The following is a 14,761-nucleotide window of genomic DNA, read 5'->3' as shown; positions in this document are numbered from 1 at the left end:
CTACTGAGGTGACGGCGACAGCCTGAACATCCGCGTTCACGCGAACGTACGTCACGCCGAACCCCCCATCAGCTTCCAGGAGTTGCGCCATGGCCCAGAAGCAGTACAACGTCACCGGAATGAGCTGCGAGCACTGCGCGGCGAGTATCAGGGAAGAGGTCTCCGAGGTGCCCGGGGTGAGCGAGGTCGTGGTCGACCTCTGCGCCAACGCCGTCACCGTGCACGGCACGGAACTCGAAGACGAACGGCTGCGCGCCGCGATCGTCGAGGCCGGGTACGGCATCGCGGACCCGGCCGCCGCCTGACCGGAACCCGCAGACCAGGAAGGACGGCACCACCCCCGCCGTCCTTCCCCACCGTGTTCAGGCACTGGTGTGCGTCTCCACTGCCACAGCCGGCTCCGCGTCGGCGGGTGCCCGGTGGTCGAAGGCGATCAAGGGATCCCCGGTGAGGGGGTGGTCGACCACGGCCGCCCGCACCCCGAACACCTCCGCCATCAGGGCGGGCGTGAGCACCTCGCGGGGCGGGCCGGAGGCGACGACCGATCCGGCGTGCAGGACGTGGAGGCGGTCGCAGACGGAGGCAGCCGCGTTGAGGTCGTGCAGCGACACCAGCGTCGTACGGCGCTGGGCGCGGAGCAGGGCGAGCAGTTCGACCTGGTGGCGGATGTCGAGGTGGTTGGTCGGCTCGTCGAGGACCAGGACGTCGGGACTCTGGGCGAAGGCCCTTGCGAGCAGGACGCGTTGGCGCTCGCCCCCGGACAGAGCCGTGAACCGGCGGCCCGCCTGTTCGTCCATGCCGACGTCGGCCAAGGCACGGGCGACGATGTCCCGGTCGGCGGCGTCCTCACCGGCGAAGGCCCGCTTGTAGGGGGTGCGGCCCATGGCGACGACCTCGCGCACGCTCAGCTCGAAGTCGCTCCCCCGCTCCTGCGGGAGAGCGGCCACGTGCCGCGCCGACTCGACCGGGCTCAGCTCGCGCAGATCGGTGCCGGCCAGAAGTACGCGCCCGGCGGTGGGCTTCAGGTGCCGGTAGACGGTGCGCAAGAGCGTGGACTTGCCGCTGCCGTTCGGCCCGACCAGGCCGGTGATCTCACCCTCGGCCGCAATCAGACGGGCGCCCGCGACGACCGTACGGCCGGCGTAGGCGACGTGCAGGTCCTCGATGTCGATCCTCAACTGCCGCTCCCCAGGCGCCGGTCCAGCAGATACAGCAGGGCCGGAGCCCCGAGCAGCGAAGTGACCACGCCCACCGGCAGCTCCTGTGTGTCCATGGCCGTACGGCAGACGATGTCGACCACCACCAGCAGCACCGCCCCGAACAGGGCCGAGAGCGGCAGCAGGCGCCGGTGATCGCCGCCGACGACCAGGCGGCAGACGTGCGGCACCATCAGGGCGACGAAGGCGATCGCGCCGGAGACGGCGACCAGGACGCCGGTCAGCATGCTGGTGACGGTGAAGAGTTCGCGGCGCAGGCGGGTGACGTCGATGCCGAGGCCGGCCGCCGTCTCGTCGCCCATCAGCAGGGCGTTCAGTCCGCGGGCGCGCGCCTGCAGCCAGAGCAGAGCGATGGGCACGGCGAGGGCAGGGACCGCGAGCATCTGCCAGTTCGCTCCGCTGAGGCTGCCCATGAGCCAGAACAGCACGCTGTGGGTCTGCTGCTCGTCTCCGGCCTGCAGCACCAGGTAGCTGGTGAAGCCGGAGAGGAACTGGCCGATCGCCACTCCGGCGAGCACCAGGCGCAGCGGTGCGAAGCCCCCGCCGCGCCGGGCCACCGCCCACACCAGTGCAAAGGTGGCCAGCGCACCGGCGAAGGCCGCGCCGGACAGGCCCAGCCCCAGCGCCCCGCCCGCCCCGACCCCGAGCACGATCGCGGCGACCGCACCGAGGGAGGCCCCGTTGGAGATGCCCAGCAGGTACGGGTCGGCCAGCGGGTTGCGCACCAGCGCCTGTACGGCCGTACCGACGACACCGAGCCCGGCGCCGACGAGAGCGGCGAGCAGGGCGCGCGGAACGCGAAGTTGCCACACGATCAGGTCGTTCGTGCCCGGCCGCGGCGCCTCACCGGACAGTCTTCGCCACACCACGCCCCACACCTCGCCGGGCGGGATGGACGTCGAGCCCCAGGCCACCGCGGCCGTCAGCGCGGCCAGCAACACCACCGCGAGGACCACTGCCAGCGGTGTCGCGGGCACACTGCGCTCTTCCGAAGCTGAGGCTTTCCGGCGCACCAGCGTGGAGGACATGGTCAGCCGACCTTGCCCGGGTAGAGGACCTTGGCGATCTCATCGACCGTGTCGGCGTTCTCGACTCCCGCGATGGTCGTCTGCTCGGAGCCGACGCGCAGGAGGTGGCCTTCCTTCACTGCCTTGAGGCCCTTGGTCGCCGGATTGGACTTCAGCCACTGTTCGGCCTCGTCGAACGCCTTCTTGTTCGCCGCCTCGCTGCCCCGGTTGCGGACCCCGAGCTGGATCCAGTCCGGGTTCTTGGCGATCACGTCCTCCCAGCCGACCTGCTTGTAGTCGCCGTCGCAGTCGGCGAAGACGTTGCGGGCCCCGGCCAGGGTGATCACCGCGTTGGCGACCTGGCGGTTGCAGGTGACGGAAGGCTGCTTGGTGCCGGCGTCGTAGTCGAAGAAGAAGTACGTCGGCCGCTTGCTCTCCGCCGTGCCGCCGACCGCCTTCTGGACGGCGTCCACCTTCTCCTTCATCCCGGCGACGAGTTCCTTCGCCCGTGCGCTCGTGCCGGTGACCGCGCCGAGAGAGATGATGTCGGCCTCCACCGCGGACAGGTCGTTCACCGGGCTCTTGCTCTGTGCCGCGCACGCGGTGGACTTCAGGTAGATGTGCTTGATCCCGGCGGCCTGGAACTCCGCCGGCGTCGGCGCGTCCCCCATCCCTCCGCCGCCCATGCTGCCCATGGAGGCGAAGGTGTCGATGTACAGGTCGGCGCCGGAGCCGAGCAGCTTCTCCTTGGGGATGACGCTCTGGCTGAGCACCTTCACCTGCTGCGCCTGCGTGTCGAGGGTGCCGGGCAGGGTGCCCTTGCCGGGCGGGAAGCCGGTGCCGATCACCTTGTCGCCGGCACCGAGGCGCAGCAGCAGCTCCAGGCTGGAGGCGTTGCTGGTGACGATCTTCTTCGGCGCGGCGGAGAAGGTGGTCTTGGCGCCCATGCAGTCGGTGACGGACACCGGGTAGGCGCCCGAGACGGAGTCCTTGGCCTTCCCCGCGCTCTCGCTCCCCGTGTCCTTCTCCCCGCCGCCGCAGCCCGCCGCCAGCAGGCCGCCGAGCACGACGGCCGCCGCAGAGCCCCACACACGAGAACGCATCGAACAACTCCCGGATCCACTCGGTACGCGGGCGAACCTCCGTCACCCGCTCCAGAAGTCGGAGCGAACACCACGCGAGTTCCCGCCAGTTCCCGAAAAGTTGGCGACACGGCTCAGGAGAACCGTTCCCAGGTGCTGACGAGGGTGTCGGTGCCGGGAATTCCACAGTCGGCACCGACACCCTCCCGGAGCGTCAGGCCGCCAGTGCGGCGGGCCTCTCCGCCTCGTCGAGCAGGTCCATCAGGGCCGCCCGGGCGCGGGCCACGCGGGAGCGGACCGTGCCGACCGGGCAGTCGCTGACCTCCGCGGCCTCCGCGTAGGGCAGGCCGAGCAGCTGCGTGAGGATGAACGCCTCCCGACGGTCATCGGGCAGCGAAGCCAGCAGATCGAGCAGTGCGATGCCGTCGTCGAAACCGGGCAGGTCGCACGGCTGAGCCAGCTCAATGGCTGCACGCCAGTCCGGTACGTCCGACTGACGCGGCCGGGCGGCGGCGTACCGGTAGCTGTCGATCACCGCGCGGCGGGCAATGGACAGCAGCCAGGCCCGGGCCGAGGAACGCCCCTCGAACCGGTGCAGGCTGCCGAGCGCCCGCAGGAACGTGTCCTGGGCCAGATCGTCCGCAGCCTGGGGATCGCCGCAAAGGTGGGCGACGTAGCGCTGGACGTCGCGGTGCAGAGCGCCCACGAACTGCTCGACCGCGTCCGCGTCACCGCCTCGGGCGGCCAACGCCCATGCGGTGATCGATTCGTCGGGCGCTGCCGGCTGGTAGCTCTTGGCGCGCGACGTGGGCAGGGCAGAGGTAATCACCTGGTGTCCTTCTCGGGTCAACCGTGATCCGGACCAGGGCGCGTCACAGCGCGCGGTCCGGCGAAAGTGAGAGAGACGGCCCTACGACGTCGCTGTGGCGCGACAGCACCTGTGCGGTCGTACGGCCGTGGCCCGAAGCACACACGGGCAGCCCGGCAGCCTCGGGAAACCAGCTGTCTTCAGACGACAGCCGTTCCCACCGGCGGACCCCGAGAAGTGATCGCGTGGACGAGAAGGAGGAGACGCGGCGCCCGGTCCGAGCGTCGGCGCCGCAGGCGGACGCGCGGGCGGTCCGGGGTGAGGGGCGAGGCGAACAGGAGCCGCAGCGGCGCCGCCAGCCATCCGGCCACCGCCCGCAGGATCCGGAAGGTGGCCCTCTCGCCGTAAGCCAGCCACAGACCACACAGCACCGCGGCGAGCAGGTGAGCGGCGAGCATGCCGAACGACGACGAGCCGCCGCCCATGGAGTGCCCCATGTGCCCCATCTGGCTCATGTGGTCCATGTGACTCATGTCCATGTGCCCCATGTCCATGGAGCCCATGCCGCTCACGTCCGCGGGGGCCGAACCGCCGGATGCCGATTGCGCGTAGGAGAACGCCTCGTGCAGCACGGCTTGGGCGGCGACCACGGCCGTCACGATCAACGGCAGGCCGCGTTCACGCCCCGCCAGACACCAGCCGACGGCACCGGCCACGGCCCCGCCGGCGGCCATCGCCCACGCGGGTACGTCGCTCCCGGACATCAGGACGTGGCCCAGGGCGGCGAGCAGCACGCACATGGCCGCGAACACCGCGGCCCGTATCGTGCGAGCACACCACCCTGCTGTCATGGCGCCTCATCCTCGCATCCGGGCTTCGGCCGTCATGCGCGGGTACGGAAATCCACCGGGCACCACACTCAATACCCAGCCTGTGATCCATACCACGACGCCGCGCCGGAACTGGCGAGGGTTCCTACCCGACTTCTCCCCGGGAAGCACTTTCCGTCCGAAGGTTTTCGGCGACAGTGACCCCGTCAAGGCCGAGTTACCCCCGGAGGGGCTGCTGATCAGGAGGCTCCGTCGGCGGAGCGGATCACCACCGCGATCGACTTGACCGGCACGCTGCGCTCGAAGTGCAGTGTGAACGACACCAGGTCACCCTCCTGCCACCCAGTCCGCGCCCGCAGAGAGGCGCGGCCCGGCCAGGGCCGGCGCGATCACCAGCAAGGGGCCCAGGTGGACGTCCGGCGGGGAATGGATGTCCACCACCGGCACACGCTCCGCGCCCATACCTATCGGTTATACACCCGCCTGGAGTGCATGCCCCGCAGCGAAATCTTCGCCTGGCGCCTACGCCGCTCCGTCTTCCACTTCACCTGGGGCCCGCAGTACCGGCATGACCACGGGCACTCCCGCCTGCCAAGCGTCTGGGCAATGCCCACCGCCTGCCGGTTCCGGCCGACCTGGAGGGCCCTGGCGGCGCCCAAGTGTCCCAGGCTCTGGCTCCGGGAAGAGAGCCCGTGGTGTACGGCGCGCTCTCCACCCACCGGCAGACCGACCCAGCGGCGCTGACGCTCCCGCTCCAGGCCCTCCATTGTTTTCAAGCGGGTCAGCGCCTGCGCCAGTGCTCCGGAAAGCCCTCGTACAACCTCGGAGGTGCTCCGCGTGGAACGGTCGCTGAACGTGACACGGGAGTCCTGCGGCCGGGCGTCGTCTCACATGCGTCGTTGTGGCATTCGATGCACGCTGATTGTGGAGAGGACTTCTTGTGTGGGCAATCTGCGTACGCGACGACCTGCCGTCCCGGCGCGGCCCGAAAGAAGGTGGGGATCGAGGGCCGGCCTTCTGGTCGTGAATCGCCTTTGGTGAGAGTCGCGCGAGCACCTGGGGGCGCCAGGACGCGGTCCGGTTCAAAGCCTCCCATCGCCGGGTCGACCCTCTCTGATCGGCAGGCGGCTGAAGGAAGGAGCGCGATGGGGACCAACTACATCGCCGCCTGGACCGTCTCCGGGGCCTTCGTTCCCGTCCTGTCGGGCAACGGCAGCACCGCACTGATCAACATGCTGTCGGCCGCCTCCTTGGTCTCCTAGCCGGGCTTCCCGGGGATGCGGCCTCCAGCAGCCCGGCGGCCTGGACGGGCGCGATGTCGGAAGCACTGCGGGAGCACTCGTGATCGGTGTCCACGCCGTTTCGTGGAGACGGATCTCAGCTCCTTCACGGGCGCGCCGGAGACAAGTACGGAAGACGTCGCGGAGCAGACCATGGAGGCACTGGCGAACGACCGGGCCGAAGTCCTCACCGACCAGCGCACAGGGCAGGTCGAGCACGCTGCGTCGCAACCCGTCGAACGGTGAGGAGGTGCCGGCCAGGTCCGGCGGGGCTGCTCGCAGAGGATCACCGCCTGGTTCCTGCGGCAGCTCGACGAGGTGCTGGATCAGTCTTCAGGACAACGTAGGCAAGACCACAGCGCGGGAGGAATCATGACGGTTGAGCCGACTGCGGGTTATGGATCCCGCGACCAGGCCCTGCACGGGCAGACCCTCGTCGTCATCGGCGGGAGCGCGGGCATCGGGCTGGCGACCGCACGGCTCGCCCGTACCCAGGGCGCCGGCGTCGTCCTCACCGGACGGGACCCCGAACGCCTGCACACCGCCGCCAAGGAGGCCGACGCCCTCAGCACCGCCGCCTTCGACGCCCATGACCCGGAGCAACTCGAACGGTTCTACCAGCAGCTGCCACGGCCGATCGACCACGTGATGGTCACCGCGGGCGGCCCGTCCTACGGCCGCCTCCTGGACATGGATGCCGCCCAGGCGCGCCGGGCCATCAGCGACCACATGGTGCTCGCCCTCGAGGTCGCGCGCCACTGCGCCGGCACCGTACGGCCGGGCGGCACGCTGCTGCTCATGGGCGGCACGGGAGCCCGCCGGATCCGGTCCGCTCTGGGTGTCGCCCCCGCGGTCACCGCCGCGATGCCCGCGTTCACGGCCAGTCTCGCACTCGAGCTCGCGCCGGTCCGGGTGAACCTGATCGCCGCCGGCTTCGTGGACACGCCGTTGTCGGCCCGGCTGCTCGGCGACGCGCTCGACGCCCGCCGCGAGGAACTGCGCGCCACGCTGCCGATCGGCCGCGTAGTCGTACCAGAGGACGTGGCGGCGCTCGCCGTGCACATCATGACCAACACCGCACTCACCGGCGCGACCTACGACATCGACGGAGGCCAGCAGCTCGTCGGCTGAGCCGCGCATCGCGGTGGCCCGGATTTGTGTGCTCCGGACTTGATCACGGGACGGGACCAACAACGTCATCAGTGCCGCGAGTACTTCCTGGGGGCTTCGTCGGCCACTCAGTGGCCGGTGCCGGGAATGACTACCCTCCGCACGTCGTGGGCGACGAGTAAGCGACCGTCCTCGTCGCAGCCATCAACGAGTGGCTGTGACCACACCGTTGTTGAACAACCAGAAGGCCTCGCCGATACCGGATCTCAGGGTCTCACCGGATGGCGTTGTCGACGGCGGTGGATCCCGCGTAGTCGCGCACGTTCGCCTCGAACAACTCCAGGCGCAACGCCTCGTTGTCGGACGTGATGAAGCGGTAGTACTCATCCAGCCGCGCCAGACACACGTATCCCTCGCCGAGCAACGTGCTCATCGGTGTTTCGATGAACACCAGTTGTGCGACGGCTTTGGCTCCACGGGCAGTCCGCTCGCGCAAGTCAACAGCGTTGAGGTACTCCAAGTCGGCCCGCGTATCAGACGTGATCTTCGAAAGCTCCCGCCTGAGCCGGTCACCCTTGGCCTTTACGTTGGGGTGCGGCGTCTCTGCCGACTTGTTCGCGTAGATCACCTTGATGTGAACCTGCAGGAAGGAAGACGCCAGTTCCTCGGGGACGTGCAAGAAGCGGCGCGTACGCTCAAGCAGTTCGGCGTTGGTGTGCGGAACCGAGATCCTCCTCCTCCCGGCCCATATCCAGCAGAGCCGGAAGATGGAAGTGAGCTTCTCGATCACAGACTCCTGGTAACCCGACGAGTTCTTCGCCTGCACGATGACCAGCTCGATCTTGCCAGCACGTGACGGAAGGAACTGATTCGCGTTGGCGGTGATGTAGCGCTCGTCCACGAACGTCCAGATACCGTCAATTACGCAGTCGTGCGCGCCGTCGACGATGCCGTCCGTGATCTCGTCGTTGTCCAGGTCCCAGTCCTGCAGAGCCTTGTCCGCGGCGAAGAACGTGAAGAAGTCGTCCCGGCTCTTGTCCGGCGCGAGCTTACGATGCTGGTCCTCCAAGATGCGCTCCAGCAGCCGCTGATCATTGCTCTGCACCGACGCCTCGCGAGACCCCCGATCTCCGCAACCGGAACAAGGGGATGTTGGCAGGCTTGCGCGACCATCAACAGCCCGCGGCCGGGAAGCCCGTGCGCCGCCTCGGCGGGTGCAGACATCGCCTCAGAAACCTCCAGAGGCGTTCGACTTTGCAGGGGCGAAGGCTATGGCGTTGGGTCGCCAAAGGTTCCGGCCGGATTTGCCGTAAGACGTGTGTCATCACTGCGCCCTGGCGTCGAGTGCTCGGTGGAGTAGAACCCGAGGGCAACGGTGCCGACGCTGGAGCCGCAGCACACCCGCGCGGAAGCGCCCTCCGGCAGCGGCTGTAGGGGCTTGCCGTCGAACGCCTCTCTCACAGACGCCCCTATAACGGGGGAACGCTGGATACCGTTCTGACCAGGTTGAAGACCTCGCGGGCGGCATACCGCTTGAGGCATCGGATGATCTCACGGCGGGTCTTGCCCTCCTGGGTGCGGCGTTCGTAGTACGCCTGGGTGCGCGGGTCGTGGCGCAGGCGGGTGAACACGATGCGGTGCAGGGCGGCGTTTGCCTGGCGGTCGCCGCCGTAGTTGAGCCGGCGCGTGCTCCGACGGCCCGACGAATACTCGACGGGGCTGACTCCGCAAAGGGCAGCAAAGGATGCCTCAGTGTTCAGCCGCTCGGGGTTGTCTCCCATGGTGATCAGCAAGGTGACTGCGCTGTCCGGGCCGATGCCCACCGGTACGAGTAGCTGTGGGGCGTGGTGTTCGACGAGCTGGGTCAGGCGTTGGTTCAGCTCATTGATCTGCCCGGTGAGCTGTTCGATGCGCTCGGCGAGCATTCTCAGGGTCGTGTGGGTGGCCTGGGCCACCGCGTTCTCGCCGTCCTCGCCGGCGCCTGGGCCGAGGCGTGCGCAGGTGCGGAACAGCTCGCGGTTGCCCAGTCCGGACAGTCGTTCCCGAAGGGCGGGGTCGGCGATGACCAGGACGGCTTTGAGCTGGTTGATCGCCTGGGTACGGGCCTTGACCACGGAGTCCTTGGCGAGCTTGAAGATCCGGGCGCTGTGCACCGGACCGTCGCCGGACTTGGCCCGGGCCCGGGCGCGGCCACTGAGCACTGCCCGCGCGGCGGCCTGCGCATCGAGCGGATCCGACTTCCCCAGCAACCGGCGGGCCGAGCGGTCGGGGCGGTTCACCTCGTATACCTCGACCTGCTGCGCCAGCAGGTAGCGGGACAGGCCCGCGCCGAAGGTGCCGGTGCCCTCTACACCGGCCCGGCGCACCGTCCCCCGCTTGCGGGCCCACACGAGCAGCCGCCGGTAGCCGGCCACCGTCGCCGGAAAGGACTCGGTGCCCAGGATCTTGCCCAGCGGGGACACCACGGCGGCGACGTGCACCTCACCGTGCGTGTCCACGCCGAGCACGACCTCTCTCCGCACGGGAGGATCCGTACTGGAGGAGGTGCTGCGCTGTCTGGTCGTCATGGTGGTTCGCCTCCCGCGGGGTGACACGCCGAGTGGATGGCACCGGCCCGCTCGGGCGGTCTGAACCGTGATGGCGCCTGGAACTCGGCAAGGCCCCTATAGGGACACGCCCCGTGGCTCGGTGACAGCAGACGCCATCCCGCAACGACAGTCGACAAGTCCGTGACTGGACACTTCGGTCAAAGATCTCAAGAGTCAGACCCCCGTCCGGGACGGCACTGCACAACCGTCCCATCGATCCCAGCGCAACGGCACGACCCGACCACGGCCGGATGGTTTCGTCCGAACCGGCGCCCAACCTGGCCGGAGCAGGCTGAGAATGAGTTGACTCCCCGCCCACTCGCGACCGGCAATGACGGACAGCCTGTGACCCGCCTTACTGGTCGCCCTCCATCAGCCATCGCACGAACGGCTTCGAGCCCTCATTCTGGTGCACGGTTGTCCGCAAGTCATGGAGCGGGCTGCCAAAGAGACGGCCTAGCAACTCGGCAAGAGCACCGGCGAGTGCTGGGCGGCGGCCAGGAGCGGCCGGTGTCGGCCGGTCAGTCGGGAACAGGCGCTGGATGCCCTGCGGCAGAACGTGGCGCCGTGCATCCACTGCGGACCGGATACGGAACTCGGCCTACTCGAGTAACGGGGAACCAGCAGCACCGCACGAAGGGGCGCCCGCGTGGAAGGCATGGCGCATGTGGGCGCTGCCGGACCCGATGCTCGCGGCCCCCGTCTCCGACCCGGCGCCGCCCGATGGGTGGGCCGCCGAGGAGAAGTGGGACGGTTCTCCAGACACCTCGTGATGTCTCATTCGCGTTGGCACCGTTCACCTAGGTCACGACTGGTCCTTCGTGCGTGCGGCTGAGGCTTGCCGGGTGTCTGCGCCGGCGCTGACGTGCCGCTGGGTCTCCTGGGGGCCGTGCCAGTCCAGGCAGACGGCGGTGGCATCGTCTTCGAGCCGGCCGTCGGCGGCGTCCCGGACCGCGGACGTCAGCGCCAGCACGGTCTCCCTCGGGTGCAAATTCCGGGTGCGCGCCAGCAGGGCGGGCAGGTCGACCTTCTCTCCGTGACGTTCGAGCATGCCGTCGGTGAACATGAGCAGACGGTCACCGGGCCGCAGGTCGAGGTCCTGCACACGGTACGGGTGGGGAGTCAGCTCAGACAGCCCGAAGGGATGGTCCACCTCGCAGGTGATCGTCTCCACAGCCCCGTTGCGCATGCGCAGCGGCCAGGGATGACCGGCGTTGACGAGCCGGGCCCGCCCGGTATGGAGATTGATGCGCAGGAGCTGCCCGGTGGCATGACCGTGGCCGTGTTCGATCAGTGCCTGGTCTGCCCGGTGGGCCTGTTCGGCCAGGCCAGTGCCCGCCCGGCGGGCCCCGCGCAGGGCGCCCACCAGGACCGTGGCGGCCAGGGCGGAATCCATGTCGTGGCCCATGGGATCGGTCACCGACACGTGCAAGGTGTCGCGGTCCACGGTGTAGTCGAAGGTGTCGCCGCTGAGGTCCTCGGAGGGCTCCAGGTTCCCGCACAGGGTGAACTGTGCGGCCTCGCACGACAGTGACAGGGGCAGCAGCTGGTACTGGATTTCAGCTGCCAGGGTGGGGGGCTTGGAGCGTTTGCCCCAGGTGTAGAGATCGGTGAAGCGGCCGTTGGCGATCACGATGTAGGCCAGGATGTGGGCGGCTTCCCCGACTGCGTCGAGCACGTCCTCGCCAGGGCCGGTCGGCAGGAGCAGTTCCAGCAGCCCGATCGCATCCCCCCGGTTGGTGACGGGCACGATCACCCGCTGCCCCTCGCCGGTCGCGTCCTGATACAGGCGCTGGGTACGGATCACCTCCTCGTAGACGCTGCCGATCAGGGGAATCCGCTCGGCCTGCCGCCCACCCCGAGTGGGGGCGGTGGACAGCCGAGCCACGGCCTTCCCCGTCAGGTCCACGATGAGGAAAGAGACCTTCGTGGCCTCGAAACGCCGCAGCAGGTCCTCCGCGATCACGTCGACGGCGTCCGCCGGCGCCGCTGTCTCCGCTGCCGTCAGCAATCGGGTGAGCCCACTCTGTCCACCACTCACGACCGCAGTCCCTTCCACAACCCCCCACCCCTCCTCGCTACTCGGCAGGCCGCCCGTACATGATCCGGGCTCTTGCGTTGTCTCCTTGCCGGCGCGCACACCTAGGTGTCACGGTCGCAGGATCATCGCGTACGGCCTGCATTGCGTGGCCTCAGGGCGAGCCGCCGTCGCCCGGCCGTGGCAGTCGCAAGGCGAGCAGGGCGCGAGTCCGTTCATCAGCTCGTCGCTCAGCTCGTCGATGTCCTGGCCGACCAGGGCGGCAGCGCGCTGCCGGAGCCGGGTCATGCCGTGATCCATGGATTCGCCGCGCCGTTCGATCAAGCCGTCCGTGTACAACAGCAGGGTGCTGCCCTCGGGCAGGGGCAGGCCGGCACTGGGCCGTTCGGCGTGCGGGTCGACGCCCAGCAGCAGGCCGTGTGCTTCCCAGAGGTAGGTGGTGCCGCCGTCCGCGGTGACCAGCAGGGGTGGCGGATGTCCGGCACTCGCCCATTCCAGCTGGTACGGCCCTCCTTCCTGACCCTTGAGCAGCGCGTACACACAGGTGGCGGTGCGGTGGCCGTAGAGGGCGTCGACTGCGACGTCCAAGCGGCGCAGGATCATGCCGGGCGGCTCCCGGCGGTCGCAGGCGATGCCACGCAGCATGTTCCGGATCTGGCTCATGGTCACGGCGGCACGCAGATCGTGGCCGGTGACGTCGCCGATGATCAAAGTGGTGTCACCGCTTTCCGGCAGGACGAAGCTGTCGTACCAGTCACCGCCGATCTGCGCGGTGGCGAGCGCCGGGGAGTAGCGGGCGGTGATGCGCAGACCCGGTACGACGGGCAGGTCCGGCAGCAGAGAGCGCTGGAGGCGCTCGGCGACGGCCTGGGTCTCGGCGTAGAGCCTGGCGTTGTCGAGGGCCAGCGCGATGCGGTGGGTCAGGTCCTCGACCAGCGCCAGGTCCGCCTCGCCCCACGGCGGGTGTCCCTCGCCCCTGACCAGGGTCAGCGCACCCAGCACTCTCCCGCGTGCCCGCAAGGGTGCCACGATCACGGAGTCTCCCCCGAGTCGCGCGAACGGTTGCATGGTTGCCGTGTGCAGCGGATCGGACGCCTCCTGCGCGGTCGGCAGCCGCCCGGCCGACAACAGCAGCGGGCCGGCGCCGCGAAGCACCCGGGACAGCGGGCCTGTCGCCGTCTCCGGCACCGGCGGCAACGGTCCCGTCAGGCCGGTCAGGGCCGCGTTGGGGTCACGGTGTGAGAAACAGACCCGCTCGACGACGCCGTCCTCGTCCACCAGATCGGCCGCGGACCAGTCGGCCAGTCCCGGCACCAGCACGCGGCACACCCGCCTGAGCCCCTCGACCGCGTCCAGCGTGCTCGACAGCGCCGCCGCGCTCCGGGTGGCGAACGCCAGCTGGTCGAGCGCCGCTCGCAGCGCCGCGTCCGCGTCATCCTCGTCCATGGCGACCACCTACCCGCCTGGGGGCTCTACGGCCGCTTCCGCCCTGGGAAACCACTCCCCGGGCAGTGCACCGCGTCCGTATACGGCAGGGGCCCGGGCATGTCCTTACGGTCTCCCCGGGGCCGAGTCTCCTGCTTCCGGCGTGTTACCGAGCGTTCTGATCGGCCGGTCCGGCCGGCTCTCGCTCTACGATCGCAGCATGCGGACGTCGCACGGCCTGTCGGACACCCTCTGGACGCCTCCGGCCCCCGTCGTGGGTCAGGTCTCGGGCCTGACCGACATCCAGTCGGCACGGCCGCCCGCCCCGAGCACGTCGGCCTCGGCCCCGAGTTCGTCGGTCGATCCCTCCCGCAGTTCGCGTCGGGCGATGCAGCCGACCACGAACGGGAAGAGCGGCCGCAAGGGCTGGCACCAGCGCAGCCACGGGGGCGCGTAGATGCTCCGGGCACGGTGTGTGATGCCGGTGGCGAGCCAGTCGGCCACCTGTGCGGGACTGTGGACCCGCCGAGTGAAGGGCGGCTGGTGTCGACGGAGGACTCTCAGCACCGGGTGCTCGTCCAATCCGGCGATCATGTCGGTGCCGGTCCAGTGCAGGTAGGCGATGCCGACGGCGACCCCCTCGGGGGCGACCTCACCGCAGCACCAGGGCGAAGGACTCCGCGCCTGCCTTGGACGCGCAGTACGCGCTCATCATCGGAGCGGAGCCGAACGCGGCGGTCGAGGCGATCTGGAGGAAGTAACCTCCGGTCCGCGTGAGTTGGGGAAGGAAGGCCCTGGCGGTGTTCGCCGCCCCGACCAGGTTGACGTCGACGACGCGTCGCCACAGCTCGGCCTCGGTGCGGGTGAAGGGGCCGCCGACGGCGATGCCGGCGTTGGCCACGACGACGCCGGCCGGTCCGAGCCGCTCCTCGACCTGCCGCGCAGCCCTGTCGAGGGCGGCCTGATCGGTCACGTCCGCCTCGATGCAGACGGTCATGACGGCCAGTGACGCCGCCACCTGGGACAGCGTCTCCTCCTCACGACCGAGCAGAGCGATCCGCATGCCCTCCGCGGACAGGCGCCGCACCAGTGCCTCGCCGACGCCGCGCGCCGCCCCCGTGACCACAGCGACCCGGCCCCGCAGTGGGCCGTCGCGCATGGCGGCAGGCGGGCGGCTGCCGAGGACAGTACGCATGCGACCCTCATCTCTCCCGCTGCCGTGGTCGGCCGCCTCCCCGCGTACCCGTAACGCACAGCCGGTCACCCCGCACGAGGGCCGGATCGTCGCCGGCATCGAGGCTTGAGCCCGCGACCGCCCATGTAGGACTTCCGGACGGGAGCAGCGCGCTCCCACGGTCGGCGACCTGCTGCTTGCC

Annotated in this window: 13 protein-coding genes and 2 pseudogenes; 4 read left to right on the top strand and 11 right to left on the bottom strand. The window is 69.6% G+C overall.

Features of this window, described 5'->3' with window-relative positions; genetic code table 11:
• The first annotated feature begins 89 nt into the window (after positions 1 to 89).
• Positions 90 to 305, top strand: coding sequence for a heavy-metal-associated domain-containing protein (locus A6P39_RS35255; protein WP_067052288.1), 216 nt, complete (start codon positions 90 to 92; stop codon positions 303 to 305).
• A 57-nt stretch (positions 306 to 362) separates the two neighbouring features.
• Here A6P39_RS35255 and A6P39_RS35250 read toward each other — a convergent pair whose 3' ends face one another.
• The 6 genes from A6P39_RS35250 to A6P39_RS35225 form a co-directional block, all read right to left on the bottom strand.
• Positions 363 to 1,178, bottom strand: a complete 816-nt coding sequence (locus A6P39_RS35250; RefSeq protein ID WP_067052291.1) for an ABC transporter ATP-binding protein — start codon at positions 1,176 to 1,178, stop codon at positions 363 to 365.
• Entirely contained in the window at positions 1,175 to 2,245 is a 1,071-nt protein-coding gene (locus tag A6P39_RS35245; RefSeq protein WP_067052293.1) for a FecCD family ABC transporter permease, read from the bottom strand. The genes A6P39_RS35250 and A6P39_RS35245 overlap by 4 nt, the downstream gene beginning before the upstream one ends.
• A 2-nt stretch (positions 2,246 to 2,247) precedes the next feature.
• The gene (locus A6P39_RS35240) at positions 2,248 to 3,327 is read right to left on the bottom strand and encodes an ABC transporter substrate-binding protein (RefSeq protein ID WP_067052295.1); all 1,080 of its coding nucleotides are present in this window, start codon (positions 3,325 to 3,327) and stop codon (positions 2,248 to 2,250) included.
• 193 nt (positions 3,328 to 3,520) lie between these two features.
• Positions 3,521 to 4,135 (bottom strand): sigma-70 family RNA polymerase sigma factor, encoded by a 615-nt coding sequence (locus A6P39_RS35235; RefSeq protein WP_067052297.1) that lies wholly within the window; start codon positions 4,133 to 4,135, stop codon positions 3,521 to 3,523.
• 179 nt (positions 4,136 to 4,314) lie between these two features.
• Positions 4,315 to 4,965, bottom strand: coding sequence for a hypothetical protein (locus A6P39_RS35230; RefSeq protein ID WP_067052299.1), 651 nt, complete (start codon positions 4,963 to 4,965; stop codon positions 4,315 to 4,317).
• Between the two features lie 306 nt (positions 4,966 to 5,271).
• A complete protein-coding gene (locus A6P39_RS35225) occupies positions 5,272 to 5,406 on the bottom strand; it encodes a hypothetical protein (RefSeq protein ID WP_267893365.1) in 135 nt (44 codons plus the stop codon).
• A gap of 902 nt (positions 5,407 to 6,308) precedes the next feature.
• Between A6P39_RS35225 and A6P39_RS35220 the strand changes: the two genes are divergently transcribed.
• Positions 6,309 to 6,470 carry a hypothetical protein gene (locus tag A6P39_RS35220; RefSeq protein WP_159396151.1) on the top strand — a complete coding sequence of 54 codons (162 nt, stop codon included), beginning with the start codon at positions 6,309 to 6,311 and terminating at the stop codon, positions 6,468 to 6,470.
• 126 nt (positions 6,471 to 6,596) lie between these two features.
• Positions 6,597 to 7,355, top strand: coding sequence for an SDR family oxidoreductase (locus A6P39_RS35215; RefSeq protein ID WP_067052303.1), 759 nt, complete (start codon positions 6,597 to 6,599; stop codon positions 7,353 to 7,355).
• Positions 7,356 to 7,608: 253 nt separating this feature from the next.
• On the opposite strand, the gene A6P39_RS35210 is transcribed toward A6P39_RS35215, so the two are convergent.
• Entirely contained in the window at positions 7,609 to 8,439 is an 831-nt protein-coding gene (locus A6P39_RS35210) for a hypothetical protein (protein WP_234379128.1), read from the bottom strand.
• Positions 8,440 to 8,803: 364 nt separating this feature from the next.
• On the bottom strand, positions 8,804 to 9,901 hold the full coding sequence (locus A6P39_RS35205; protein WP_067052305.1) for an IS110 family transposase: 1,098 nt from the start codon (positions 9,899 to 9,901) through the stop codon (positions 8,804 to 8,806).
• A 508-nt stretch (positions 9,902 to 10,409) separates the two neighbouring features.
• Here A6P39_RS35205 and A6P39_RS35200 point away from each other — a divergent pair.
• Positions 10,410 to 10,535 (top strand): annotated as a pseudogene (locus tag A6P39_RS35200) (DUF6233 domain-containing protein); the annotation flags it as partial.
• Positions 10,536 to 10,727: 192 nt separating this feature from the next.
• On the opposite strand, the gene A6P39_RS35195 reads toward A6P39_RS35200, so the two are convergent.
• The 3 genes and pseudogenes from A6P39_RS35195 to A6P39_RS35185 all read right to left on the bottom strand — a co-directional run.
• Complete coding sequence (locus A6P39_RS35195) at positions 10,728 to 11,963, bottom strand: PP2C family protein-serine/threonine phosphatase (protein ID WP_107304461.1); 1,236 nt, start codon at positions 11,961 to 11,963, stop codon at positions 10,728 to 10,730.
• A 108-nt stretch (positions 11,964 to 12,071) separates the two neighbouring features.
• Positions 12,072 to 13,406, bottom strand: a complete 1,335-nt coding sequence (locus A6P39_RS35190; RefSeq protein WP_079133657.1) for a PP2C family protein-serine/threonine phosphatase — start codon at positions 13,404 to 13,406, stop codon at positions 12,072 to 12,074.
• 270 nt (positions 13,407 to 13,676) lie between these two features.
• Positions 13,677 to 14,580 (bottom strand): annotated as a pseudogene (locus A6P39_RS35185) (SDR family oxidoreductase); the annotation flags it as partial.
• Positions 14,581 to 14,761: the final 181 nt, after the last annotated feature.

Origin of the sequence: Streptomyces sp. FXJ1.172 (assembly GCF_001636945.3) — a bacterium.
Classification (GTDB): Bacteria; Actinomycetota; Actinomycetes; order Streptomycetales; family Streptomycetaceae; genus Streptomyces.
This window is presented reverse-complemented; position numbering and strand designations above follow the sequence as displayed.

Excerpts from the sequence above, each read along its gene's own strand:
- A6P39_RS35255 (WP_067052288.1), top strand. The coding sequence starts at position 90 with ATGGCCCAGAAGCAGTACAACGTCACCGGAATGAGCTGCGAGCACTGC.
- A6P39_RS35245 (WP_067052293.1), bottom strand. The coding sequence starts at position 2,245 with ATGTCCTCCACGCTGGTGCGCCGGAAAGCCTCAGCTTCGGAAGAGCGC.
- A6P39_RS35240 (WP_067052295.1), bottom strand. The coding sequence starts at position 3,327 with ATGCGTTCTCGTGTGTGGGGCTCTGCGGCGGCCGTCGTGCTCGGCGGC.
- A6P39_RS35230 (WP_067052299.1), bottom strand. The coding sequence starts at position 4,965 with ATGACAGCAGGGTGGTGTGCTCGCACGATACGGGCCGCGGTGTTCGCG.
- A6P39_RS35225 (WP_267893365.1), bottom strand. The coding sequence starts at position 5,406 with ATGGGCGCGGAGCGTGTGCCGGTGGTGGACATCCATTCCCCGCCGGAC.
- A6P39_RS35215 (WP_067052303.1), top strand. The coding sequence starts at position 6,597 with ATGACGGTTGAGCCGACTGCGGGTTATGGATCCCGCGACCAGGCCCTG.
- A6P39_RS35205 (WP_067052305.1), bottom strand. The coding sequence starts at position 9,901 with ATGACGACCAGACAGCGCAGCACCTCCTCCAGTACGGATCCTCCCGTG.
- A6P39_RS35190 (WP_079133657.1), bottom strand. The coding sequence starts at position 13,406 with ATGGACGAGGATGACGCGGACGCGGCGCTGCGAGCGGCGCTCGACCAG.